19 protein-coding genes are annotated in these 23,853 nt (G+C 35.0%); 2 read left to right on the top strand and 17 right to left on the bottom strand.

What is annotated here, in order from left to right:
- Positions 1-223 precede the first annotated feature (223 nt).
- A complete protein-coding gene (locus HCJ45_RS03045; RefSeq protein ID WP_187123968.1) occupies positions 224-1,639 on the top strand; it encodes a glycoside hydrolase family 1 protein in 1,416 nt (471 codons plus the stop codon).
- 88 nt (positions 1,640-1,727) lie between these two features.
- Here the strand turns inward: HCJ45_RS03045 and HCJ45_RS03040 are convergent, their stop codons facing one another.
- From HCJ45_RS03040 to HCJ45_RS02975, 14 genes are all read right to left on the bottom strand, one after another.
- Positions 1,728-2,513: a ChbG/HpnK family deacetylase gene (locus HCJ45_RS03040; protein ID WP_187123967.1), complete on the bottom strand. Its 786-nt coding sequence runs from the start codon at positions 2,511-2,513 to the stop codon at positions 1,728-1,730.
- Positions 2,514-2,524: 11 nt separating this feature from the next.
- The gene (locus HCJ45_RS03035) at positions 2,525-3,598 is read right to left on the bottom strand and encodes a threonine aldolase family protein (protein WP_187123966.1); all 1,074 of its coding nucleotides are present in this window, start codon (positions 3,596-3,598) and stop codon (positions 2,525-2,527) included.
- Complete coding sequence (locus tag HCJ45_RS03030; RefSeq protein WP_187123965.1) at positions 3,576-4,820, bottom strand: MrcB family domain-containing protein; 1,245 nt, start codon at positions 4,818-4,820, stop codon at positions 3,576-3,578. Before HCJ45_RS03030 ends, HCJ45_RS03035 begins: the two co-directional genes overlap by 23 nt.
- A 203-nt stretch (positions 4,821-5,023) precedes the next feature.
- The gene (locus HCJ45_RS03025) at positions 5,024-5,578 is read right to left on the bottom strand and encodes a hypothetical protein (RefSeq protein WP_187123964.1); all 555 of its coding nucleotides are present in this window, start codon (positions 5,576-5,578) and stop codon (positions 5,024-5,026) included.
- Positions 5,579-6,109: 531 nt separating this feature from the next.
- Positions 6,110-7,540, bottom strand: a complete 1,431-nt coding sequence (locus tag HCJ45_RS03020; RefSeq protein WP_187123963.1) for a 6-phospho-beta-glucosidase — start codon at positions 7,538-7,540, stop codon at positions 6,110-6,112.
- 3 nt (positions 7,541-7,543) lie between these two features.
- Positions 7,544-9,433 carry a beta-glucoside-specific PTS transporter subunit IIABC gene (locus HCJ45_RS03015; RefSeq protein ID WP_187123962.1) on the bottom strand — a complete coding sequence of 630 codons (1,890 nt, stop codon included), beginning with the start codon at positions 9,431-9,433 and terminating at the stop codon, positions 7,544-7,546.
- A gap of 81 nt (positions 9,434-9,514) precedes the next feature.
- A complete protein-coding gene (gene licT / locus HCJ45_RS03010) occupies positions 9,515-10,345 on the bottom strand; it encodes a BglG family transcription antiterminator LicT (RefSeq protein ID WP_187123961.1) in 831 nt (276 codons plus the stop codon).
- Positions 10,346-11,168: 823 nt separating this feature from the next.
- Positions 11,169-12,512 carry a NosD domain-containing protein gene (locus HCJ45_RS03005; protein ID WP_187123960.1) on the bottom strand — a complete coding sequence of 448 codons (1,344 nt, stop codon included), beginning with the start codon at positions 12,510-12,512 and terminating at the stop codon, positions 11,169-11,171.
- Complete coding sequence (locus HCJ45_RS03000; protein ID WP_187123959.1) at positions 12,502-13,410, bottom strand: ROK family protein; 909 nt, start codon at positions 13,408-13,410, stop codon at positions 12,502-12,504. Before HCJ45_RS03000 ends, HCJ45_RS03005 begins: the two co-directional genes overlap by 11 nt.
- 3 nt (positions 13,411-13,413) lie before the next feature.
- Positions 13,414-14,388 carry a LacI family DNA-binding transcriptional regulator gene (locus tag HCJ45_RS02995; RefSeq protein ID WP_239079155.1) on the bottom strand — a complete coding sequence of 325 codons (975 nt, stop codon included), beginning with the start codon at positions 14,386-14,388 and terminating at the stop codon, positions 13,414-13,416.
- Between the two features lie 17 nt (positions 14,389-14,405).
- Positions 14,406-15,851 carry a glycoside hydrolase family 32 protein gene (locus HCJ45_RS02990; RefSeq protein WP_187123958.1) on the bottom strand — a complete coding sequence of 482 codons (1,446 nt, stop codon included), beginning with the start codon at positions 15,849-15,851 and terminating at the stop codon, positions 14,406-14,408.
- 13 nt (positions 15,852-15,864) lie between these two features.
- Entirely contained in the window at positions 15,865-16,719 is an 855-nt protein-coding gene (locus HCJ45_RS02985; protein WP_187123957.1) for a carbohydrate ABC transporter permease, read from the bottom strand.
- A 2-nt stretch (positions 16,720-16,721) separates the two neighbouring features.
- Positions 16,722-17,654, bottom strand: coding sequence for a carbohydrate ABC transporter permease (locus tag HCJ45_RS02980; RefSeq protein WP_187123956.1), 933 nt, complete (start codon positions 17,652-17,654; stop codon positions 16,722-16,724).
- Between the two features lie 27 nt (positions 17,655-17,681).
- Entirely contained in the window at positions 17,682-18,968 is a 1,287-nt protein-coding gene (locus HCJ45_RS02975; protein WP_343068868.1) for an ABC transporter substrate-binding protein, read from the bottom strand.
- Between the two features lie 609 nt (positions 18,969-19,577).
- Between HCJ45_RS02975 and HCJ45_RS02970 the strand changes: the two genes are divergently transcribed.
- Positions 19,578-21,077, top strand: a complete 1,500-nt coding sequence (locus tag HCJ45_RS02970; RefSeq protein ID WP_187123955.1) for a MucBP domain-containing protein — start codon at positions 19,578-19,580, stop codon at positions 21,075-21,077.
- Between the two features lie 880 nt (positions 21,078-21,957).
- Here the strand turns inward: HCJ45_RS02970 and HCJ45_RS02965 are convergent.
- From HCJ45_RS02965 to HCJ45_RS02955, 3 genes are all read right to left on the bottom strand, one after another.
- The gene (locus tag HCJ45_RS02965; RefSeq protein ID WP_185381673.1) at positions 21,958-22,272 is read right to left on the bottom strand and encodes a DUF4176 domain-containing protein; all 315 of its coding nucleotides are present in this window, start codon (positions 22,270-22,272) and stop codon (positions 21,958-21,960) included.
- Positions 22,273-22,920, bottom strand: coding sequence for a DUF443 domain-containing protein (locus tag HCJ45_RS02960; protein ID WP_343068867.1), 648 nt, complete (start codon positions 22,918-22,920; stop codon positions 22,273-22,275).
- The coding region (locus HCJ45_RS02955) for a DUF433 domain-containing protein (protein ID WP_187123953.1) at positions 22,917-23,853 on the bottom strand (937 nt) is incomplete at its 5' end. The genes HCJ45_RS02960 and HCJ45_RS02955, both read right to left, overlap by 4 nt.

The following is a 23,853-nucleotide window of genomic DNA, read 5'->3' as shown; positions in this document are numbered from 1 at the left end:
AACCATTACCTTATACCCTTTATCTCCAAAACTAAAATAGCGTTACCCTTTTTATTGACTAATAACAACACGTTTGATATATTTTATAATATAAATAGGAATGTTACCGGCAAAAGCTGGGCATAACCAAATATTTTTCTAAGTAGCATGTTTTCGCATGTATTTAGAAAAGTATTTGGTTTTTTTAATAAATACTTTAAAACGAAGAAAAGGAGATTTTAACATGAAAACAAACACTGGATTTCCGGCCGATTTTTTATGGGGTGGTGCAGCTGCAGCAAACCAATTTGAAGGCGCATACAATGTTGATGGGAAAGGACTTACCGTTCAGGATGTTACTCCAAAAGGCGGATTTGGCGCTATTACTGATGGTCCAACCCCAGATAACTTAAAATTAGAAGGAATCGATTTCTATCACCGTTATAAAGACGATGTAAAACTTTTTGCAGAAATGGGCTTTAAGGTTTTCCGCACCTCTATCGCTTGGTCTCGTATCTTCCCAAATGGAGACGAAACAGAACCAAACGAAGCAGGACTGCAATTTTATGATGATTTATTTGATGAATTATTAGCGCATAATATTGAACCGCTTATTACCCTATCTCACTATGAAACACCACTTCACCTATCAAAAACATATGACGGCTGGGTTAATCGCAAAATGATCAACTTTTACGAAAACTATGTTCGAACTGTTTTTAATCGCTATAAAGGAAAAGTGAAATACTGGTTAACTTTTAATGAAATTAACTCCATTTTACATGCACCATTCATGAGTGGCGGAATTTCCACAAGTCCAGATAAATTGTCCCAAAAAGACTTATATCAAGCTGTTCATCATGAACTTGTGGCGAGCGCATTAGCAACAAAAATCGGTCATGAAATCATGCCAGAAGCAAAAATCGGTTGTATGGTTCTTGCAATGCCAACATACCCACTTACTTCCAATCCTGATGACATCATTGCTGTAATGGAAGCAGAACGCAAAAACTATTTCTTCTCTGATGTGCATGTCCGCGGAACTTATCCTGGCTATATGAAACGCTACTTCGCTGAAAACAATATCGAATTAGATGTTACTGCAGAAGACTTAGAAATTCTTAAAAACACTGTTGACTTCATCTCTTTCAGCTACTATATGAGCACAACTGAAACAGCCGATGAGTCAAAACGTAAAGAAGGCGCAGGAAACATCCTAGGCGGCGTACAAAACCCTTACCTAGAAGCATCCGAATGGGGTTGGCAAATCGATCCTAAAGGGCTACGTGTTGTTCTAAACGACTTCTGGGATAGATACCAAAAACCACTTTTCATCGTTGAAAACGGTCTTGGCGCTATTGATAAATTAGAAGAAGACGCTGCTGGAAACCTAACAGTCAATGACGATTACCGAATTGATTACTTAAGCTCCCACTTATCACAAGTGAAAGAAGCAATTAAAGACGGCGTTGAGCTAATGGGTTACACTTCTTGGGGTTGTATCGACCTAGTTAGCGCCTCCACTGCCGAAATGAAGAAACGTTACGGCTTTATCTATGTCGACCGTAATAATGACGGAAGTGGCTCGCTTAATCGCTATAAGAAGAAGAGCTTTGATTGGTACAAAAATGTGATTGCTACTAATGGGGAAAATTTGTAAAAAAAATAAAAAACGAGGTTGTCCGATTTAATTGGCCAACCTCATTTTTTTATATAGAGCTCGCTGATATTATCACAGTCAACTTGATTTATTTCACAAGATCCGCAAATGAAATCAACTGACAACCATTTTTTTCAAGCCAGTCTCGCACTCGAACGTCGCAAATTGTCGCCAGTTCACGACATCGCATTAAGGTATAAGAAGAATTATCAAGTACAAATTGATCGAGAAAACCTACATCAAAATGCATTTCAGCAATTTCGTCTGGCGCCATTTTGAGTAAGCCAAAATCGTCATTTAGGAAGTTCTCAACTGTCACCCCATTTTCAATATAAGGAAGCGCACCTGATTCTAGCAATTTAGTAATTGGCCAATAACCACTTTGATCCGGCCATTTTTTATCACCACTGTATTTTAAAGTAGTGTGTATACCAAATTCTTGCGCAATATCCCAAAATACCTGATCCACAGTTTCATCACCAATAGAATGACAATCAATATGTTCTGGATAATATCCTGTTAGCGATTTGAAGCGTTCCATTTGGGCGATGGTTTCTGTTCGAACATCATCATACTGAAATTTCACATCTGGATTGGCCCGGTAATACTTAGAACGATGAAACTCGCCGTTTATGTCAACAAGTGATGGAATTTTCGCTGGATTGGCGCACGGTTTTCCGAGCAAAAAGTTGGTATGCTGCCCGATGAATAGGTCTGGGTGGTCTTTAGCCAGATGGATTGCGTGTTCCGCCGTTTCTAGATTAGGCATTAGTAAAGTGGAGGTCGTGATTCCAGTTTTGTAGCTTTCAATAATGCCGTAATTGATTGCTTTGGATAACCCAAAATCGTCGGCGTCGATGATTAGTTTTGGCATGGGTGGCCTCCTTACAATTTTGCTAGTTTTTCAAATAGTGAATGGAGAACGTCTTCCTGAATCTCCTCCAGTCCATCTCCAACACTCACTTCAAAACCACAAACACCCTCCGATTTCTCCTGCAAATTCCCCGAAATCCCAACACCAGTTTCGTCTTGGATTTCAGCAAGCTTTGGTTCTATTTCATTAATAGATTGCTCAAAGTGTACATGAAACATATTCGAAACCGGCACTTCCGGAACTGTTTTTACACCAGCACAAGCATTAAACCGCTCTGCTAATTTTTTCGCCGCCTGATAATAACTATTCATCTTCCCAATCCGCTGCTCAAAATAATAATCTGCCGATAAAATATACGGATACAAACTAATCAAATCCCCGCCATATCGACGTTTCCATATTTTTGCTTCTTGCACGAAATCAGTATCTCCAGCCAAAACAGCTCCAGCAATTGCACCAATTCCTTTATAAAATGACACATACACACTATCGAATAGCGCGCAAATTTCTTCTGTAGTTTTTTGATAAAATGGCGTTACTTCCCATAATCTGGCTCCATCTAGATGCAGTGCGATTCCTTGTGCTTTACAATATTCCGAGATTTCTTTTAATTCTTCAAAGGAAGGTAACTGTCCACCGATTTCACGTTGAGGCAGTTCAAGTAAAATGCTAGAGACTGGCTCTTGTAGGTTTTTAATGTCTTCTATCGTTAAAAGTCTCGTTGCCTCACCAAGTAATATCGGTTTAATTTGTTGTAATTCTTTTAGTCCATCTTGCTCGTGAATTTCCAAGTGGGATAGTGGATGATACGCCACACGCTGATTCTCTTGACGGTCTGCCCAAATCCGCAATGCAATTTGTTGCGCCATTGTTCCACTTGGGAAAAACACTGCTTCTTTTTTGCCGAGGATTTTCGCCATTTTTGTTTGAAAGTTTTCAATGATAGCTCCGTTTCCATAAATGTCACTTTCTAGATTTTCATCCACATTTTGAAAAGCTTCTTTTAAAACGCTGATGTTGCGTGGACCGTTGCCACTTAGTTTATATTTTGTTTTTTGATAGCTAGATTTCAGTTTGTTTGTCATTTTGGTTCACTCCTTTTACAATATAATTGATTGGTTCTACTACAAATTTTTCAGTAAATAAATCATTTATAATTTTTAACTTTGGTATTGAATCATAATCATACACTCGATATATTTTATAGCGCTCACCTTTTAATTTAGCAATATTTAATTCATTATCTGATATATAGAATGGTGCATTTCTATCACCTATAGTTGTTTTCACTTCTATATAAATCTCTATTACTTTATTTGGTGAGGATGAATCTATGTCATAAGAAATAATATCATATCCATGACCATCTCCATTTTCAGCAACATGAGTGATTTTATCAGCATATGGCTCTGTGACTGGATTCTTAATTAATCGTTCTCTTTCATAATTAACTACAAGATACTCTCCTTGCAAGCCTTTTTCTGTATTTCTAATAGCTTCTTTTGCATAATCTCTTTTGGTGATGTAAGATACTTTTTCTTCCTTAACTTTCGAATTTCTTAAATTTTTTTCTTCTTCACCTAAAACCAATTTATGTTTTGTTTCTATTTCTAAGATTTTCTTTGATTTTGTTTTTTCGCTTAATTCATTGAAAGTTCCATTATTAAGAATAAAATCAATTGTAGTTTCTATACCTTTTTTGCCATCTATAGTTAAATGCCCTTTTAATTCTTTAAAAACAGTAAGCATTTGCATTAAATCTTGCAGTAATAAATCATTGTCCGCTTCTTCCAATCCCAAAATATCATAATACTTACTATAAATATTACAAGATTCATAACCTTTCACAAGAGGAGTATAATTCTTTTTCACTTGTCCTAAGTTTATCGGTTCAATTGTAAAACCATTCTCTGCTTTTAATGTAGCTAAGTTTTCCTGCCAAAAATGGGCAATTTTTCTCAAAGTTAATTTTGTATTCTTATAGTTATTCTTTACATATGTAAATCCTTGGTTTAAAGATAAATATACCCCCTGATAATCAGTAGTAAATAAATAAACCAGATTAACCCCCTTTTGGACACTTGTACTAATTTCTTTATCATGTACTGCAATCCAAGGTACATTCGCCCATCCTCCAGTACCAATAGATGCAGATATTTCGTAATCATCTCCTAAAAATGATTGTTCAAAGGCAGATTTCACACCTTCCTTAAAATTTTTCGCCACTTCATTTCCAGCCATAGGAAAATTAGTTTTTTGTTCTTCATAGTTTTCCTGCATGTACTTTAATAATGCTACTAGGTTCATTACAAACATCCTTTTTATGTAATATATTTTCATCTTCTCCTACACATTATACCTAAGAATGTAAGTTTATTCTAAATTTAACTATAATAATCGCTCTTCCAACAAAAAAACTATCCTTCTGAAAAAATCTCAAAAGAATAGTTTTTATTATTAATTTTAATAAATAAGTAAAGATAATGGGTTTTCGATTCCACTTTTAAAGTTTAATTTTGCTTATATGTTTCCTTTATTAAGATTTTTTCTTTGTTATCTACTTTTTTCACAATTAATTTTTCACTTTGAATTTCATAAGAAAGCACAAAATTATCTTCATCACCTTTGAGCTCGATACGATACTCATCGCCCTTTTGTTCACTTTTTGTTATCTTAATATTATCTTTCGCTTTAAGAGCTGCCAAATCAGACTGCACTTTCTCTTTTTCACTTTCCGTCTCATAACTATAGGCTCTTTTACTAACTATTGGGCCATCATATTGATACTCATCGTCACCTTTTTCCTTTAATTTATAAGAATTGGTTATAGCGACTGCATCATCTATATACAATTCTTTTACATTCCCTTTCGCATCAATATCCAAATCAAGGCTGACATTTTCCGAATCAGCTGTTTCCTTGTAATTTGATCCATCGCTCGTACCGATACCAGACGATTCCAACTTCCACTGTCCCGTATATTTACTATCAATAATCTCTTTACCACAACCTACTAACAAAAGCATAACACCTAAAATAATAATACTTACTAATTTTTTGCTCATCTTGTTGCTCTCCTTTTTTTAACTAGTAATTAATCCCGCTCTACTTCAACACTATTCTAAAACAACTGGGGTTTGGTCGCTAAATGAAGGCATATCGACCAAAACAACGGCACCCGTCCCAATTTCATAAATCCGTACAGCTATGCTTGAGATTATCTCCCAGCCGTGTACAGGTTTTTCTTCATCTGTTCATCTCCTTATGTTATGTTTTTCACCTTCAAAATCATCATATCGTAATTCCCAAAAATTTCCAAATGAAATCCTGTTGCACCTCTAATTCTTAACCTTTTTAAATTACCTCTTTCTTAATTGACTTTGCAAATCGTACCCCTCCAACTGTTTGCTTAATGTGTTAGTTTCCATATACTTTTCTTTAGCGACTATTGCTTCCATGATGCAAAACAAAAAATAATAAGCGCATAAATTTGGATAATACATTCAAATTTATGCGCTTATTAGCAATTTTATGAGCCATCGGTCTATAGCTTAATTATCGCCACTATCTACACCAATTTCTACTAGTGATTTAATTTATAAATTGGCTCCATTATTTTTAATAACATTTTTATACCATTCGAATGATTTTTTCTTAGAGCGTTTTAAAGTTCCTTTGCCATCATTGTCACGATCTACATAGATAAAACCATATCTTTTTTTCATTTCACCAGAGCCTGCACTTACAATATCGATACATCCCCACATAGTATATCCTAAAACTGGAATTCCATCTAAGTCTATCGCATCACGCATTTGTCGAATGTGATCAGCCATATATTTAATCCGATAATCATCTTCAACAAAACCAGCTTCATTTGGCTTATCTATAGCACCTAACCCATTTTCAACAACAAATAATGGTTTTTGATAACGGTCAAATAATTCAATTAGAGTAATTCGTAAGCCTAAGGGGTCAATTTGCCAGCCCCATTCACTGGAAGGTAAATAGGGATTCTTAACAGAGTCAAATATATTACCTGTCGTTTTTTCGGCAATTAATGGATCTGCTGTAGCAACTCTGGACATATAGTAAGAAAAAGAAATAAAATCTACAGTGTTTTCTTTAAGTAGTTTTGCATCTCCATCTTCAAAAGTAATGTTAATTCCCTCATTTTGAAACTTTTTCAACATAAACGTTGGATATTCGCCACGGGCTTGAACATCCGAAAAAAAGTAATCCTCTCTATCTGTCAATTGGCTCACTAAAACATCTTCTGGGTTACAACTATATGGATAATGTTTCCCGCTTGCCACCATACATCCCACTTTATTCTCTGGATCAATTTCATGACCAATTTTCACCGCCATCGCATTAGCAATTAATTCATGATGGGCAGCCTGATATTTAACTTGTGTTGCTTCTTCTTCAGATAGATCGCCAACAAAAACGCCCGCCCCCATAAAAGGAGCATGTAATATCATATTGATTTCATTGAAAACCAACCAGTATTTCACAAGTCCTTTATAACGAGTAAATACTGTTTGACAATATTTTTCAAAAAAACCAAGCATTTTGCGGTTTTTCCAAGAACCATATTTTTCTACCAGATGCATTGGAACATCAAAATGAGAAATAGTAACTAATGGCTCAATTCCATATTTTTGACATTCTTTAAACACATTCTCATAATAGGAAAGACCTTTTTCATTTGGCTCCTGTTCATCACCTTTAGGATATATTCTAGTCCAAGAGATAGACATACGGTAAGTTTTAAAGCCCATTTCTGCAAATAAGGCAATATCTTCTTTATAATGATGGTAGCCGTCGATTGCTTCTTTTGCCGGATAAAAATAATTTTCTTCAAAATCAAACATTTTTTTCTCGCCAAAAACTACCGCTCTTCTATCTTTTCCTAGTGGTAGCAAATCCACGTTAGCTAATCCACGACCATCTACATTATATGCGCCTTCGTATTGATTCGCCGCGGTTGCTCCACCCCATAAAAAACCTTCTGGAAATCCCATAATTCACCCTTCTTTCTCAGTTATTGTAAATATTTCTTCGCCTACAGCAATCATTTTATTTGTTTCAAGATTATAATTTAGTTTTCTATTTGTTGCTCCTAAATTTGTAACGATAATCGGAGTAACAATCTCCAAACCTTCTCTTAAGATGAAATCTACATCAAATTCAAGTAGTAATTGACCGATTTTTACTTTTTCTCCATTTTTCACTTTTGGCGTAAAGCCTTGTCCTTCAAGTGTCACCGTGTCCATTCCAACGTGGATTAAAATTTCATCCCCATCAGTTGATTTTATCCCAATAGCATGTCCTGTTTTAAACATAACTTGAATTTCTCCATCTACAGGAGAATATACTTTACCATCAGTTGGTAATATCGCCACTCCATCACCTAATAATTTTTGTGCAAATGTTGCATCTTTAATTTGTTCTAATGGAATATAAGAACCCTCTATAGGTGAAACTACCGAATTACCTGCCAACACATTAACATCTTTATTATCCTCTTGTTTTAATGCAGATTCGTTATTAGCCGCTCCTACATCTTTGAACCCTAGTACATACACCATAATAAATCCAACTACTAAAGAAATTGCCGCAACAATAATTGCATAAATAATGTTAGCAGAGTTATCTGGTGCGATAAATTGAATTATTGCAATTAAACCTGGTGAAGCAAGAACATAAGATTTAATACTAAATAATCCTACAAAAATCCCTCCAACTCCAGAACCAATCATGGCTGCAATTAGCGGTCGCTTGAGTCGCAATAGAACACCGAATAAAGCAGGCTCCGTAATCCCAGCAACCCCTGCCGAAAGCGCAGATGAAGCACTAATAGATTTAAAGTTTTTATCTTTCGTTTTTAAAGTGACAGCTAAAGTTGCTCCAGTCATTGCAAAATTGGTAGCAAGCATCATCGGTAAAAAGAAACTATCATAACCAGGCCCTGCAAAATTAGCAAACATAATTGGATCAAAAGCATGATGCATACCTGTAATTATTAGTAACGGCATTAAAGCGGACAATACGGCCTTTGTTAACCACGGAGAAAATTGGTCTGCGATTTCTGTTAATTTAACTAATCCTTCTCCTGCGATAGCCCCTAGTGGACCAAAGATAATTAAGACAATTGGCACTGTAATTATCAATGCCAACATAGGACGAAAGATGGATTTAGTCCAACCTGGTGTAATTCTGTCTACCAGTTTTAAGACATATTTTAACACCCAAGTTGCAAATAGCGGTGGAATAACTGAATACGCATAATTTGTCGAATAAATAGGCAGCCCAAGAAATGATAGACCATCTCCTGCAAATGCTTCTATTAATGTTGGATGCACTAATAAGGCTGATACAGCTATAGCTAAGAGTTTATCAGTATTTAATTTGGTTGCTGCTGCATATGCCACATAAATAGGTAAGAAGTAGAGTCCTAGATCCCCTATTATATTAAGGACTTGTACGGTTGGATTTTCCGCTAAGCCAAAAAGTCCTAATATAGCTACCAGTAACTTCACCATACCACTACCTATAATAACTGGTAGCGCAGCAGTTAACGAGCCTGACACATAATCAAAAATGGCAGAACCATAATGTTTAATTGATCGTTCTTTTTTCACTTCATTTTTATTCTCATTCTCATCACTTTGTTGTATATTTTGGGGTAGCTCTTTAAAAACCTCTGACACTTCGCCACCAATAATTATTTGATATTGGCCACCTTGTTTTATAAGTCCTTTCACCCCATCAATTTGTTCGATATTAGCATCATTCGCTAATTTTTCATCCTTTAATACAAATCTTAAACGCGACATACAATGCGTGACAAATTTAACATTTTGAGTTCCGCCTATTTCATCTATAATCTTTGAAGCTACTTTTTTTGTGTCCATTTTCTGTCCTCCTAAAAATAAAGACCCAAACTCAGAATTCTAAGTTTGGGTCTAGCTCGATAATTGATAACAATCCCATTTCTATTCATTATTGATGACTCGATGAATATGAATCGTTAGGTAAGCTAACTCAGCTGTTGTTAACTGATAATTAACTTCTTCTGATACATATTCCTTAATTTTTACGGCACAGGCAAATTCAGCTGGATAGCTATGGCGAATCAATGAAAACAATTCAATATTATCATTAACTAAAGGACGATTTATTGTAATACGCTGTACGAAGAATTTCAAATGTGTTAATAATCTTTCGTACGCTAAACTAGTCTCTTCAAGTTCGGTTTTAAAGGTATATTGAATTATATTCAAAACTTGCTTGATAATCTTAGTCATACCAACAGTACCATCCATCATCATATCCATTTCAGCATTCACAAGATGTAAAGCGATGGTTATTGCTTCATCAGGTAAAAGATCTACATTAAGTCGTTTAGAAATAATTTCTAATGCTTCTTTACCAATTAAATACTCATGATGATAAAAGTGCTTTACTTCCCAGGCGAGCGGATTTTTAAAGTCCATATTCTTTTCATGACGCTCGATTGCAAAATGCAAATGGTCTGTTAATGAAATATATATACTATCACTAATTTTTTTCGCTAATGATAATTTGGCATACGAGACAATTTCATCTACCGCCGCCAACTCTTCCATTGGTATATTTTCAAGTAAATTTTTAAACCTATTTGTTGTAATTGTACTTTCTAATGAAAAGATTTTTTCGATTTTCTCTGGACTAACTTGTTGCCCAGCGCTTTGTCCAAAACCTACACCTTTGCCCATTATAACTACTTCATTACCATTTTGTTCTGCGGTTACAATATTATTATTAATCACTCTTTTGATTTCCATTCCTATCCACCTCCTTGCTTTTAACGTAAAAAAAGTTATATTCAACATTAACTAGCTGAATATAACTGGTTCAAGCTTACATAAGTAATAACAACACCATTATTATATCGTAAAAAATATTCATTTATACTTCTAAATCTGCCAACCGAATGTCACAGTTCTTTTTCATAATAACACGCTTACATATATTTGACAACACTATTTGTTAAAATTTTCACCACCGATTGTTTTACACCTGTCTACGTCTATTCTTATGTAAAATGAAACCAATTTAGTTTGAGATTCTCTTACCCAATTGCTTGCATACGTTTATGTTTCATCCAGTAATATAAATAAATCCTACTGCTAGGAACCATTCTTTAATTAGTATTTTTTCCCAGTTGTTGGTTCCATGCCAGTAAGAAAACGAACAAGGTTTATCGCCGGAGTAACCATATCAAAAATATTTAACCATTGCGCATTCGTTTCCTTGTTTAGCTCCACTTGCTCGTCCACCCTTTTTAAGGTAGCTTATCTAATTTACCATCTTTTATCACAAACCCAGCATAAGTTCCTTTTGGCATGTATTTGTGTGACAATGGCATACTTCCTTGTTTCAAAAAGTTATTGTAAAAACGCTTCTAAATAACCCCTTCCAAAACCTACCGCTATTTTCTGTTTAGTTGTTCCAGTGGCCCCATTACTTATTATAATGAAATTAGCATTCAACAAAAACTAGACTACCAATCACCGATAGACTATCGGAAATCAGCAGTCTAGGAAAATGCTTTTTTATTGCTGTCTCACAATCTTAGGTCAGGTCCGTTCAAGGGCAAGGTTTTCTTTAAGAGCCTATCTTAGGCAATGGTCTAAAAATATTTGTATTGTGATTCATTACTACTTGTTCTTCATACCCAGAGTCTAACACTGTATTTTTAGAAGCATTTTCTTCAATAAGGACTGTAATCAATTTTATTTCTTCTGTAGCTTCTTGTTTTAATAATGAATCTACTTGCGCTTCAAATGCCGATTCGCCAGATATTAATTTTGTTTGTGTTCCGATAAAATGATTATTAGATACAAAATTTTCTTTGCCTTTAGTCAAACGAATCATAATTGGACTTGCACCGACTGGTTTAATCACCGCTGAATCAATGACTAATGAAAGATGATTACCGATAATAGAATTATAGCTGCCATCTATACAAAGTATTCCAAAGGTATCTACTTGCCCATTATCAATGTCAAAAAATGGCTCCCACGGTTCTTGGTCTCGTAAAATATGATTTGTTGCAATTAAATTATCTGAACAATTATTTTCAAAGATAATGACACCTGGATAAAAAGCATGGAAGCGATTATTGGTAACGCTAGAACGCGTCACACCTTTAAAATGCAAACAACTTTTACCTCGAGGAAATACATTATTGGCGGTCACTAATAAACCACCAAAGTTTTCTGCAAAAATAGAATAACCATTAAAACCAGCACCAATTAAATTATCGGTAATTTTTGACGCTTGGCCCCAACCACGAAGTTCAATGCAGTTGCCACACTCTGCAATAAAATTATCATGTACAGTTAATGCATCCGCATGGTAAATCGTTAACGCATGTTCTAAATAAATTAATCCCATTTCTGTAATTCGAAAAGAATCACAGGCACTAGCTACATAAATTCCCGTTTTACCATTTAAGTAGGTATTTTCAGGATTTTCAAACCCTAAACCAGCATCCTCAAAGTGAAGACCATCAATATTAAAATTAGAAAATTCAACGGAGCTAATTCGTGGTTCACCTTCACGTTTTACGACAAACGCCGCACCTTCCTGCTCTTCAGCACCAATTTCCACTGGTAAATCAACGAGAATGCGACTGCCACCAGGCCAAAGTTCATGCAATTGTGTCCATTTTTCTTTAGGAACATTGAAGCGAATACTGGAAGAAGTAAAGCCGTGACCCGATCCAAGAATTTTTAAATAACTAATATCTATCAAAACTTGGGTACGTAACCGATAATCACCTGGTGGTAAATAAATAACGCCACCTGGTTTTCCGCCATCATTTACGTCAATCTCAGTTTGCCGTAACTTAATGTCTGCAATAATACTATTGATTACTTCTCCAATATCTTCATAAGGGTCCCCCACTGCCCACGTTGTCACATCATAATAATTTTTATTCGTCATTTTTTCTCTCCAAACCTCCTTGATTCGTCAGCGCATTCAATGCTAAGCCAAAATTTCCAATTGTCGCTGAGCCATTTTCTTTAATTTGAGGACAAACAATTAATCCCTCTAAGCAAGGTGTTTTTATATAACCATTATTAAATTTATTAAAATAATTACGAATATTTGGTAAATCTGTTTCTTGCAAAACTGAACCACCAAAAATAATTTTTTCTGGCACCATATTTATAAACGTATTAAAGGCAAGTTGACCAGCATAATAAGCAATATAATCAAACACCTGGTCCGTTCTAGGTAAATCTTCCCCTTTGATACCTGTCCGTCCTTCAATAGTCGGTCCTGATGCTAGACCCTCAAAACAACGATTTCCATGAAAAGGACAATTTCCTTCATAAAAATCTTCTGGATGTGGAAGTGCTGTTCCATGTCCCATTTCAGCATGAGAAATAGTGCTGATAAACTTTCCTTCCTGAACAAAACCACCACCGATTCCAGTTCCAAAAGTAAAGTAAACAACGGCCTTCGCTTTAGTTCCTGCTCCTCTAATAAATTCTCCATAAGCAGCAGCATTAACATCTGTCGTAAAGTACATGGGCACTGGCAAAGCTTTCTGTAAGGTTCCCAGAAAATCAAAACCACACCAACCAGCTTTAGGTGTATTTAAAATATATCCATAGGTTGCTGAATGAGGATTAATATCTACAGGGCCAAAAGAACCAATTCCTATGGCAGCTACCTCATATTGTTTGAAAAAAGTAATCACCTTTTCTAAGGTTTCTTCTGGTGTTGTTGTAGGAAACTGTGCTGTTGCTTGGCTATTAAACTCAAAGTCTGATACAGCTACTACAAATTTTGTTCCGCCGGCTTCAATAGAGCCAAGATACTTATCTGTTGTCATAGATTATCCTTCCCAATCACTAAGATAAACATCTAACTCATATGTTAACTTATCCAGTGATTCTTTATTCATTAATTTTTCAAGAATCGTAACTGCTTCTTGCGCTAATTCTTCGCAAGGTTGCACGACACTAGGAAAAGTTGGATACATCATCCGAGAGACAAATGAACCGTCATAGCCTACAATTTGTAAGTCTTGTGGGATCATCGTCCCTTTCTTTAACGCTTCTCTCAAAAAGGCCGCAGCTACTAAGTCCACCGCAAATACACCATCAACTTCAGGATAGCGTATCTGAAGTTCCTTTGCTACCTGCAAATAACTATCGAAATCAAATTGATTCCATTTCAATTCATAGGTGGTACAGGGGATCCCTTGTTTTTCCATCACTTGCTCAAAGGCACGGTAGCGATGATTAGAAGGCGTATCCACATGGGAGTACCCAGAAATTTGCAATACATTTTGACAACCAGCATCAATCAAATATTGAGCAGCTAACGTGCCTCCTTTATTGTGATCAGCTGTAACTACTGGAATAGACGGAGCTAGATAGCGGTCTAATGAAACAATTGGTGCATTAATATTGGAATAATCAATATCAATTGAGTGACTGCCGATGATAATCCCATCAACTTTATTCTCTTGCAACATTTGAATGTATCCTTTTTCCTTTTCACTAGAGTTAGCAGTATTACATAAAATCATTTTTAAGTTTCTTTTATCTAATTCATTTTCAATATAGGAAGTCATCGTTGAGAAAAAAGGATGCTTCACATCTGGGATAACTAAACCAATAAGATTCGTTTTATTTTTAAAAAGATTTCTAGCTACTTGATTCGGAATATAATTCAACTCATCAATCACTTGTTGAATGGTCATGCGGGTCTTTTCTGAGATATATCCTCGATTATTTAAATAACGTGATACGGTATTTGTGGATACCCCCGCTTTTTTTGCTACGTCTTTGATATTTACCAACATGACCATTCCTCTCGTTTTTATATTCTCAATTCTGTAATTGAAAGTTCCGCTAATTCATTTGGTTCTTCACTACTAAGAATAAACGTACGAGCACCTTTTTTCAAGAATGTATTTATTGAGAATATTTTCCCAGATTCTTTTCCGAAAATTTCTAACGATGAGCTATCACTATAAATAAGAATTTCTTCTTTTGAGATAGGAAAAGTTCTATTAACTTTAGCATAAGGATTATTAGACCCTTGATACGTTAACTGATTCTGCTGAAGTTTTAAACAGTCACCACTACCTTCTTCATTTAAAATCATTAATTCAAGATAGCCATTAATGTGATTAGTTTTGGTTTTTAAAACAAAACTTTCGCTTATTTCAGTAGTTAAAAGAGTTGGCTCTTTCCATACTTGGATATTTTTAAACACATTTTGATTTTCTTCATATTCCTGTAATTCCGTAATTGGTGCAAAGTGAAGACGATTATTTTGTACGGTTATTTCTCGCGGTAAAGACATTGCACCACACCAATTTTCTTTTGCTGTCGGTCCAAAGCTAATCTCACTCCACCACGGCATCCATTCCCAACCATTTTGCCAAGCAATCATTAAACGGCGTCCATCCTCTGTTTGAATCGTTTGAGGAGCATAAAAATCACAACCATAATCAATTGTTTCTTGATATTCAGGAATAAAACAGCCCTTTTCATAATCCATGTCTCCAATAAAATAAAGGGTAGTTACATTTCCTTGTTGCATACCCATTGGTGAAATCATCAAGACACCTCTGCCATCAATTTCAAAAAAATCTGGACATTCCCACATAAAACCATAGTCTTCTGTCGTTTCCATGATTGGCCCGACAACTTCCCAATTGACTAAATCAGTTGACGTATAATAAAGCGCATTTCCTTTGCCGTCAATTTGAGTTCCTACTAGCATGTGATATTTCCCCGCATGCTCCCAGACTTTTGGATCTCTAAAAAATTCTGGGCTGGCTCCAGGATAGTTGACCTCCACAATCGGATTGTGAGCATACTTTTCAAAATGGATTCCATCTTCGCTATAAGCAATGTTTTGAGTTTGAATCACTACCCCATCACGAATCACAGATCCTGTATAAAAGAGATACAACTTCCCAGCTTTTTCAATTGCCGTACCAGAAAAGCAACCCCCGTTTTCATCTTCATCATAAAATTCACTAGGTGCTAAAGCAACTGGTAGATGTTCCCAGGTGACTAAATCACTGCTTTTCGCATGTCCCCAATGCATAGTACCCCATTGAGCGGCATAAGGATTGAATTGATAAAACAGGTGGTACTCTCCCTTATATTGAATAAACCCATTAGGATCATTTAACCAACCCACAGGTGGACAAAAATGAAAATTTTGGCGATACGCCCCTTGACTAATTTTATCTCGATAGTGATTTATTTGTTGATTTGCTCGTTGTAAGTTATGTTGATGTTGATTCAATGAATCATTCCTCCTATTCTTTAACTGAACCGGCCATCATTCCTGATACTAGATATTTTTGTAAGAAAAATGACACGGCAATAACAGGTAAACTAAATAACGTCGCTGCAGCAGTCATTGGACCTAAATCTAAATTATATGCTGTTAAAAATTCAGATAAAGCGACCGGAACTGTTTTCGCATTACTACTAGTAAGTAATAAAGCTAATAAGAAATCATTCCAAGCTAATAAAAAGGTAAATATCCCTGTTGAAACAATACCTGAAGCTGTAATTGGTAAAATAATTTTTCTAAAAGTGGTAAAAGGTGATGCACCATCAATCGAAGCCGCTTCATCTAATGAAATCGGAATTGCTTTAAAGAAACTAATCATCATCCAAAGTACAAATGGCATATTCACTGCTGCATAAACAACAATTAATGCTGGTAAAGAATCATAGAAACCCAATTTTTGAATCAAAGAATAAATTGGAACGGAAACAGAGGACATGGGAATCATTTTTAAGCAAAGAACTAAAATTAAAAAGAAGTTACTTAATTTCGAGACAGCTGTTCGTGAAATAGCATAGGAAGCCATTGATCCTAAAATCAAACAAATAATTGTACTAAAAACTGCTGCCAAAATACTATTCCCAAAAAATTTCCCCATATCCGCGTATTCTGTTAAATTACGATAGTTTTCCAAAGAAAAAACTTTTGGAAAAAAACTTGGTGTCGTGGAAATGACTTCAGCAGAAGGTTTAAAGGATGATAAAAGCATGTACACATAAGGAAAAAGAAACACCAATAGAAAGATAACGGCTAAAACATACATCCCTATTATCCAACGATTGTCTTTACTATTCTTGCCAAAACGTTCAGTAAACATAGCTAAACCCCTTTCTTAATTTTTTTCATAGAGAGCAAAGTGATACCTACTAATACAAGAATAAACAACATAGCCATCGCACTTGCATAACCTGTATCACCATACCGTTGTAACATCTTGTAGATATGAACACTTAACAATTCAGAAGAATTTTCCGGCCCACCTTGCGTCATGATCCAAATAATATCAAAAGAACGTGCCGCATCAATAATCCGAACAACCAATGCACTAATCAACACAGGTTTGATATTGGGAACAATAATTTTTAAAATCATTTGCCAACGATTTGCTCCTTCAATCATTGCTGATTCATATAAACTATTAGGAATGCCTTGAATCCCTGCTAAAAACATCAACATCATAAAAGGAGTCGTCAGCCAAATATCGGCAATTATACAAGACAATAAAGAAATTTTGGGGTCCGCTAACCAAAGAATACTACCAGTTGACTCAATCAGTCCTATTTTGACTAAAAGTGCATTAACAATCCCAAATTGATTGCTAAGCATAAATTTCCAAATTAAGCCAGCAACTAAAGGCGCAATCATTAGTGGCGATAAAATTAACGTTCGTAAAGATTTTAAACCTTTATACTTATGCGTTAAAACAACAGCTAAAGTTAGTCCCAGAACAGTCTCTACCGCAACAGCTACAATCACATAAATCCCTGTATTTAATGATGTTTTTAAAAATGTTGGTGAATGAAAGGCTCGCAAGTAATTATGCAACCCTACAAAACTTCTTTGCCCCCATTCATCAAAAACAAAGAAACTATCAATTGCTAATGTCAACAAAGGATACAATAAGAAACACGCCATAAAAATAGCAGCTGGTAAAAAAAACAGAAATAATGTTTTTCGATTCATAATGGAAGTAGTTGTTTTCTTCTTTGATTTTTTCAAAGTCACTCCATGTTGATTCACAGTTTTTTCCATCAATTAATCCCTCCTTCTTAAATTACGTTATTCTGCTAAAACTTCTTCGATTTCTTTTTGGGCTTTTTTCAATTCTTTTTCAGCATCTTCTCCACGAAGAACTCTTTGCAACATTGGCGATAATACTTCATTCTCAATAAAAGACCATTTTCCAAGTTGCGGTCGATTTTGTGTCTGTGGTCCATTTAATGTCGTTTGAATCGCTTGGACATGAGCATATTTAGGATTATCAGCAAATTTTTCAAAAACTGATTTTCTAGCTGCTACACCTAAGGTTTCCATATATAATTCATTTTTTTCATACATAAATTTTAGATATTCTTTGGCAATCTTTTGTTTTTTTGAATCCTTCAAAACAACTTGATACCAAGGACCTGGTACTGAACCAACCCCTGAAGAACCAGCAATCATTGGTGCTGCGCCAACTTTTCCAGGTAATGCTTCATTTGAAGAAAGATAGAAATGTCCCCAAGCAATTTGCATGGCTAAATTACCATTATTAAATAGCTCTGCTGTTTCACTACTAGCAATTGATAAATAATCTTCTGGAACCGATTTGTCCTTGACGATTTTTTGCAAAAATTTTAATGAATCAACATATGGCTGTGAATCTAAGACAACTTTTCCTTGATCATTTTCCACTAGTCCTTCTGCTCCAGCTTGTGTTGCGTGATCCAACCAACTACTTACAGAGTCACCTCCAGTTTGTCCAAAAACAGAAGTGCCATAAACATTATCTTTTGTAAAAAATTCTGCAGCATCCTCGTATTCTTTCCATGTTGATGGAACTTTCAAATCATACCCATATTGTTTCTTAAAATCATTCTTGTTTGTTGAATCTTCAAACCAATCCTTACGATAAAGCAGAATTTTAGAATTGGTCCAAGTGGGTAACCCCAGAAGCTGGTCTTTCAAGGTAGCACTATCGCTCAATTGTGGTAAAAAATCAGCCATTTGTTCTTCATTAAGGACTTGATCAACAGGCTCTAATCCCTTAGCTAACGATGGCAGCCACAAAACATCAATAATCGCAACATCATGCGTCGCTTTTTTTGAATCGATCTCTGCTTTTAACTTATCGTAAACACCACTGTAGGGCACCGAGTCAATATTGACCTTATAGCCAGTAGCTTTTTCAAACTCTTTAGCTGTTTGATTTGCTACTTTAAAGGCAGGGCCTCCACCTTCAACTAAAAGATTTAACGTTTTATCTGTATCCTCTTCAGTTTTACTTGACTCTTTACCACAACTACTCAATAAACCAATCATTATCAGTGCCAACATGCCCGTTAATAAAATTTTTTTTAGTTTCACTTGGCTCGTCCATCCTTTCTAAAATAAAAAACTCGACATATCCACGAAAATTACGCAACAAGGAAAGCGCTTTCTTTTGTTAACAATTTCAGTATATCATTTTTTAAAAATATTTCAACCGGTTAACATAAAAATATTTCAACCGGTTGAAATATTTTCCGTTTTCAAAGCAAAAAAAGGGTACGGGACATTGCCATCAAGCTAAAAATGAGAAAAATAAAGTTAGATAACAAAACAATAAACATTTCTTGGGGCACCGGCAGGAATTCGACAATTTTGTACGGTAGACAGATATTGTGCTATTTTGAGCAATTGAAAAAGAGCGTTTTCCGAGATTTCGACATCTTTGTACGACAAAGTTCGGTTTGTAATGATTCTGTAGTATTAATCTTCCTTCCCGGTAACGACCGTTTAAATGAACGAAAGTATGAAGAAAAATATTTGTGTCTAAAAAGTGTCTAAAAAACGTCTAAAAAGTGAATTATGTGTTAAAAATGGCTATTTTTTACAAATTATTCTATACAAAATGTCTTTTAAGATAGTAATATAAGAAAAGTCGCATTGATTGTAATCACAGAAAATTAAAGGGGATAGAAAAGGAGGAGTACTATGAAAAAAAAACACTTACAAAAATTAGTGCTGTTGCTTACTTTAATCATTGGATTGACCAATCTATTTGCGTTAAACGTAGCTGCGGCAACAGTCACCAAGTCCATCGTCAATACAAACTATACACTATTTGATGACTTATCAGCCGAAGAACAAGCTACTATTATTGAAGGCGTCCCAAAAACAACACTTACACACGATAAAGAGGATTTTCTCTTAGTATATAGAAAAAACGCCGATACAATTGTATCAAATAGTCATACACCTATTACTGAAAGCAAACTAGCCAATCCTTCAAAAAAAGAATTTACAAAGGCAAACGAGCAACAGAGGGCTAATTTACCAAAAACTGGTGAAATGCAACTTCCATTTATTGTTTTAATCGGTGGTGTGTTATTCATAACAGCATTTGGCTTATTAATTTGGAACCGTAAGAAAGGAACAACGCTACTTTTAGCCATTATTTTTGCAGGTAGCCTAGGTACGACGGCCGTTGTTAACGCAGCAGAACAGTCCTTACCTGAATCAACAACACAAACACTAGATAAAGGCAGTAGCTTTTCTCCAAATACAGATCTAGCAGGTTATGAGTATGTAGGTTATATTCATCAATATTCAGATAATCCTTCTCAGCCGAATGTTCGTCCTACTCAGCAAGGGACTATTACGGTCAAATACCAAGACGAAACTGGGAATTCATTAACAGATAATGTCATAGTAAGTGGTAATATTGGAGAAAACTATACAACCGAAGCAAAAGAAATTGACGGCTATACCTATAAATCAGTCCAAGGGAATCCATCGGGTACGTTTAGCAATCAGCCGCAAACAGTTGTCTATACGTACGAACAAAACGCGATTCTCGCTGCAAATGTCCTGGTAAAATATGTGGATCAGAACGGAAATGAACTAAGAGATGCGCAAACAATCAGTGGGCAGATTGGTGATTCTTATGATGCTTCAACCGAAAAATATCAAATCGCAATTGATGGATACACGTTAGATACTTCAAAATTACCAGCTAATATCCAAGGAAGCTTAAGTGAACAAGCACAAGAAATCCTTTTTGTCTATACAAAAAATCAACAAGATGCCACTATTACTATTAAGTTTGTAGATGCCTTTGGAGATCCTTTTGTTTTACCAGATCTTACAACAATATACGATGGACAATATGTAGATAACCACCCTAATCTTGATAAATATTTCTTTAAATTAAGCTATAATGGCGCGATTTATTCACAAACTATGGCTGTAACTGATATTACAATACCTACTAAAATAGGTGAATCTTATTCTTTACCAGAATATATGAAATTTAAAATATATGATGAAAATGGTCTTCTTTCTAATGGCTTACAAGACAAAAACATGGGGGGATATATCCTTTATGACTATTCAAATGTCTTAGAAGTACCATCTAATAGCAGCGGTGTTGTAGAAGATTCCTCTGTGACAGTCACTTATACCATCCTACCTTATCGCGCATCCCCCTCCTGACGACTAATAGTAAAGATGTATTAGTGACCTCTATGGTATGAATCTTGACGTCGCTCCACCCCAAGAGTTAGTTTAATTATTAAGCATCGACAGTTTTCCCATCAAAAGCTTTTCATCACTAGCATTTCTCTTCAATAGTTGCTTATTCGCCAACTACTGAAGAGAAACGAAAAGCCGTCAAAAGAAGATGGCTTCAGAGGAAAACATGTTATGGACCCAATTATTAAAACAACTACCAACTAGAGAAATCCGGTTGGTAGTTGTTTTCTTTTTATTGTTAGATTGCTCTCTTTAAAAAAATTTGTCCGAGTTAGGCGATCATTGCTAAGCGTGCGACAAAGGGTAGACCTTATCAATCACAACAAAGCGTCTTTTTTCTACAATATCAAAAAGCTCCTCTTTTCCCAATATTACATATTAAGTAAGATTTAAAACATGTGAAGAAAAACGAGAAAACAACAATCTGTTTTCTCTTAGAATGCCAAGTTGTCATTTTTAATTTTATTTTGCAGGATTTTCAAAGATCATTTGCAGTAAAACTTGGTGAAACGCTAATAACAACTTTCTCTAATTTTCTTCCTATGAACGTTTATCAAGCACTATATAATCCTAGACTGTACATTGTGAGTAGTATTTTTCAGATGTAACGCCATATGCAATTTACCATTAAAAATGACACTCTCATTCTTTTGGTCGGCATGAAAAAAGTCTAGAATTTATAAGTTCTAGACTCTCTCCGATTCGAAACTTAAAATAAATGAATGTCAAACGAGTCAATTTAGGGTATGCTCTGAATTGACTCGTTTGACGTAGTTTTACTTATTTACTCTGCAGAAAAACAAAGTTTCTAGTTAACTCTTATCATGTGACTATGCATTAATTATATTTCATAGTTTTCCAAGGGTTTATCTACAACGCCTTTCTTAATTCTCGAGGCATTGTTTTCTGCCCAATTCGAGTATAAATCTTGAAATCGAGCTTCATCTTCATCATAAAACCCGGTAAATAATACTTCATCAATATTTGCTTCATTAAAATATAAAACCTCGTTCGGTACTAAGCCTACTGGATAAACACATCCTGAATAATCAAACTTATTCGTTTTTCCATCTACCACTACTAAAGGACCTCTATTTAAAATCATAATTTTTTTTGATCCTTCTTTTAAATATATGATACTTCCTATGGTTAGCATCTACTTTACCTCCACTATTTCAATTTTATACTCATCTGCATTGTAAGCTAGATAATTTGTTAGTAAAAATACAAATACCACTATTGTGTAGCAAACTGAAAGTATCCAATAGCCCTTTACTAAAAGAGATAAATAGGCTCCTATTATCACTACTGCTAAAAACAGAACGTAGACACATAAAGCTTTAAAACAATAGACCCATTTTTGTGGTTTTAGTTTTACCAGAACTTCTTGATTACCCTCACTATTTTTGCACTTAATTTTATTTCTCATGCTATAAATGATTCGAATAAGTACACCAAAAATAGATAAAATACATAAACTTAAAATTAGACCACCCTCAAATCGATCTTCAACAATTTTTATCAATAAGGGGGGCAGAACTAAATTGCTTATGATTATTGCACAAATTAATAAAATAACTTGATTTGAATGGCTTGACTTATAAGTTTTTTTTATAATTAAATCATCAGCATCCGTTTGAGTAATTAAAATAGCTTTCTTTGGTATTAGCCAACTTAAAGCAAAAAGCATAAATCCATAAAAACCTCTATCCATATCTATCAAATAAAATTTTGACTCATATTCTAAAATTTTATAACGCGTATTTTTGAATATGGATCTCATTTTCCCAAAATTAATCTTCACCACGCCCAATTCATTGGATTAATTGATTCACCTATATGACTAATAGCCTGACCAGTATCCTTTATTCTGTCTTTTGTCCAACTAACCCCTTCATCAATTTTATCACTAGCCCAATCAATGCCAGAGTCTATTTTGTCACCAGCCCAGTCTAAGCCATCTTGGATATGAAGAATGTTATTATCATATAAATAATCAAACCCTACACTAACAATAGTACCAACAGCCATACCTCCAAGAACAGCCCATCCACCTGGATTAGACACAAGTAATCCTACACCAACTGTTCCAAGTATACCAGAACCAATACCTATTCCAGTAGAGACAGTATTGTGTGAAATAGCTTGACCTACAGTTTTTCCTTTATTATTCATATCATCATACATTCCTAGTCCAAATCCAGCTACAGCGAAGCCATAACCAAAAGCCTTTCCGGCAGTAGCAATATTATTCCCATATTTCATCATTTGTGTTCCTACACCATTCGGATTAATCATCACGAAGGAATTTTCACCAACAGGTCCCTTAATCCCTTCTAAAACATTAATTATACCAGAAAACCTTGTAATCCCAACACCTAATTGTTCAATAAAGTTTGATAGAGCATCATTTTTTATATCTGAAATTATATCGTCTTTATTTTCTTTTAAATAATTAATTAATGGGTCTGGTATTTCATCATCAGGGTGATTTTTAGCAAATTCTAATACAGATGCTAAGTCCTCTTGATTCAATTCAGGAATCTTATCTAAAATAGCTTCCATTTTCTTGTCTGTGTACATTTCATTTATTTGTTTCGCCCAAGCTAAATCAGTCGCCGATGGAACCACAAAAGTTCCCGTTGAGAAATTCCAAGCCTTCTTTGTTTGGGCTAGACCTTGATCAATCGCCTGTTTCAAACTCGCGATTTCGGAAAAAATACTGGGCGAACTTGCG

Source organism: Listeria immobilis (assembly GCF_014322845.1).
GTDB lineage: Bacteria > Bacillota > Bacilli > Lactobacillales > Listeriaceae > Listeria > Listeria immobilis.
The sequence above is the reverse complement of the archived record's forward strand: the minus strand, read 5'-3'. Positions and strand labels throughout refer to the sequence as shown.

Coding starts and splice junctions, on each gene's coding strand:
- HCJ45_RS02995 (WP_239079155.1), bottom strand. CDS start 14,388: ATGTTGGTAAATATCAAAGACGTAGCAAAAAAAGCGGGGGTATCCACA.
- HCJ45_RS03015 (WP_187123962.1), bottom strand. CDS start 9,433: ATGGACACAAAAAAAGTAGCTTCAAAGATTATAGATGAAATAGGCGGA.
- licT (WP_187123961.1), bottom strand. CDS start 10,345: ATGGAAATCAAAAGAGTGATTAATAATAATATTGTAACCGCAGAACAA.
- HCJ45_RS02965 (WP_185381673.1), bottom strand. CDS start 22,272: ATGCTAACCATAGGAAGTATCATATATTTAAAAGAAGGATCAAAAAAA.
- HCJ45_RS02985 (WP_187123957.1), bottom strand. CDS start 16,719: ATGTTTACTGAACGTTTTGGCAAGAATAGTAAAGACAATCGTTGGATA.
- HCJ45_RS03035 (WP_187123966.1), bottom strand. CDS start 3,598: ATGACAAACAAACTGAAATCTAGCTATCAAAAAACAAAATATAAACTA.
- HCJ45_RS03045 (WP_187123968.1), top strand. CDS start 224: ATGAAAACAAACACTGGATTTCCGGCCGATTTTTTATGGGGTGGTGCA.
- HCJ45_RS03030 (WP_187123965.1), bottom strand. CDS start 4,820: ATGAACCTAGTAGCATTATTAAAGTACATGCAGGAAAACTATGAAGAA.
- HCJ45_RS03025 (WP_187123964.1), bottom strand. CDS start 5,578: ATGAGCAAAAAATTAGTAAGTATTATTATTTTAGGTGTTATGCTTTTG.
- HCJ45_RS02970 (WP_187123955.1), top strand. CDS start 19,578: ATGAAAAAAAAACACTTACAAAAATTAGTGCTGTTGCTTACTTTAATC.
- HCJ45_RS03005 (WP_187123960.1), bottom strand. CDS start 12,512: ATGACGAATAAAAATTATTATGATGTGACAACGTGGGCAGTGGGGGAC.
- HCJ45_RS03000 (WP_187123959.1), bottom strand. CDS start 13,410: ATGACAACAGATAAGTATCTTGGCTCTATTGAAGCCGGCGGAACAAAA.
- HCJ45_RS02980 (WP_187123956.1), bottom strand. CDS start 17,654: ATGGAAAAAACTGTGAATCAACATGGAGTGACTTTGAAAAAATCAAAG.
- HCJ45_RS03040 (WP_187123967.1), bottom strand. CDS start 2,513: ATGCCAAAACTAATCATCGACGCCGACGATTTTGGGTTATCCAAAGCA.
- HCJ45_RS03020 (WP_187123963.1), bottom strand. CDS start 7,540: ATGGGATTTCCAGAAGGTTTTTTATGGGGTGGAGCAACCGCGGCGAAT.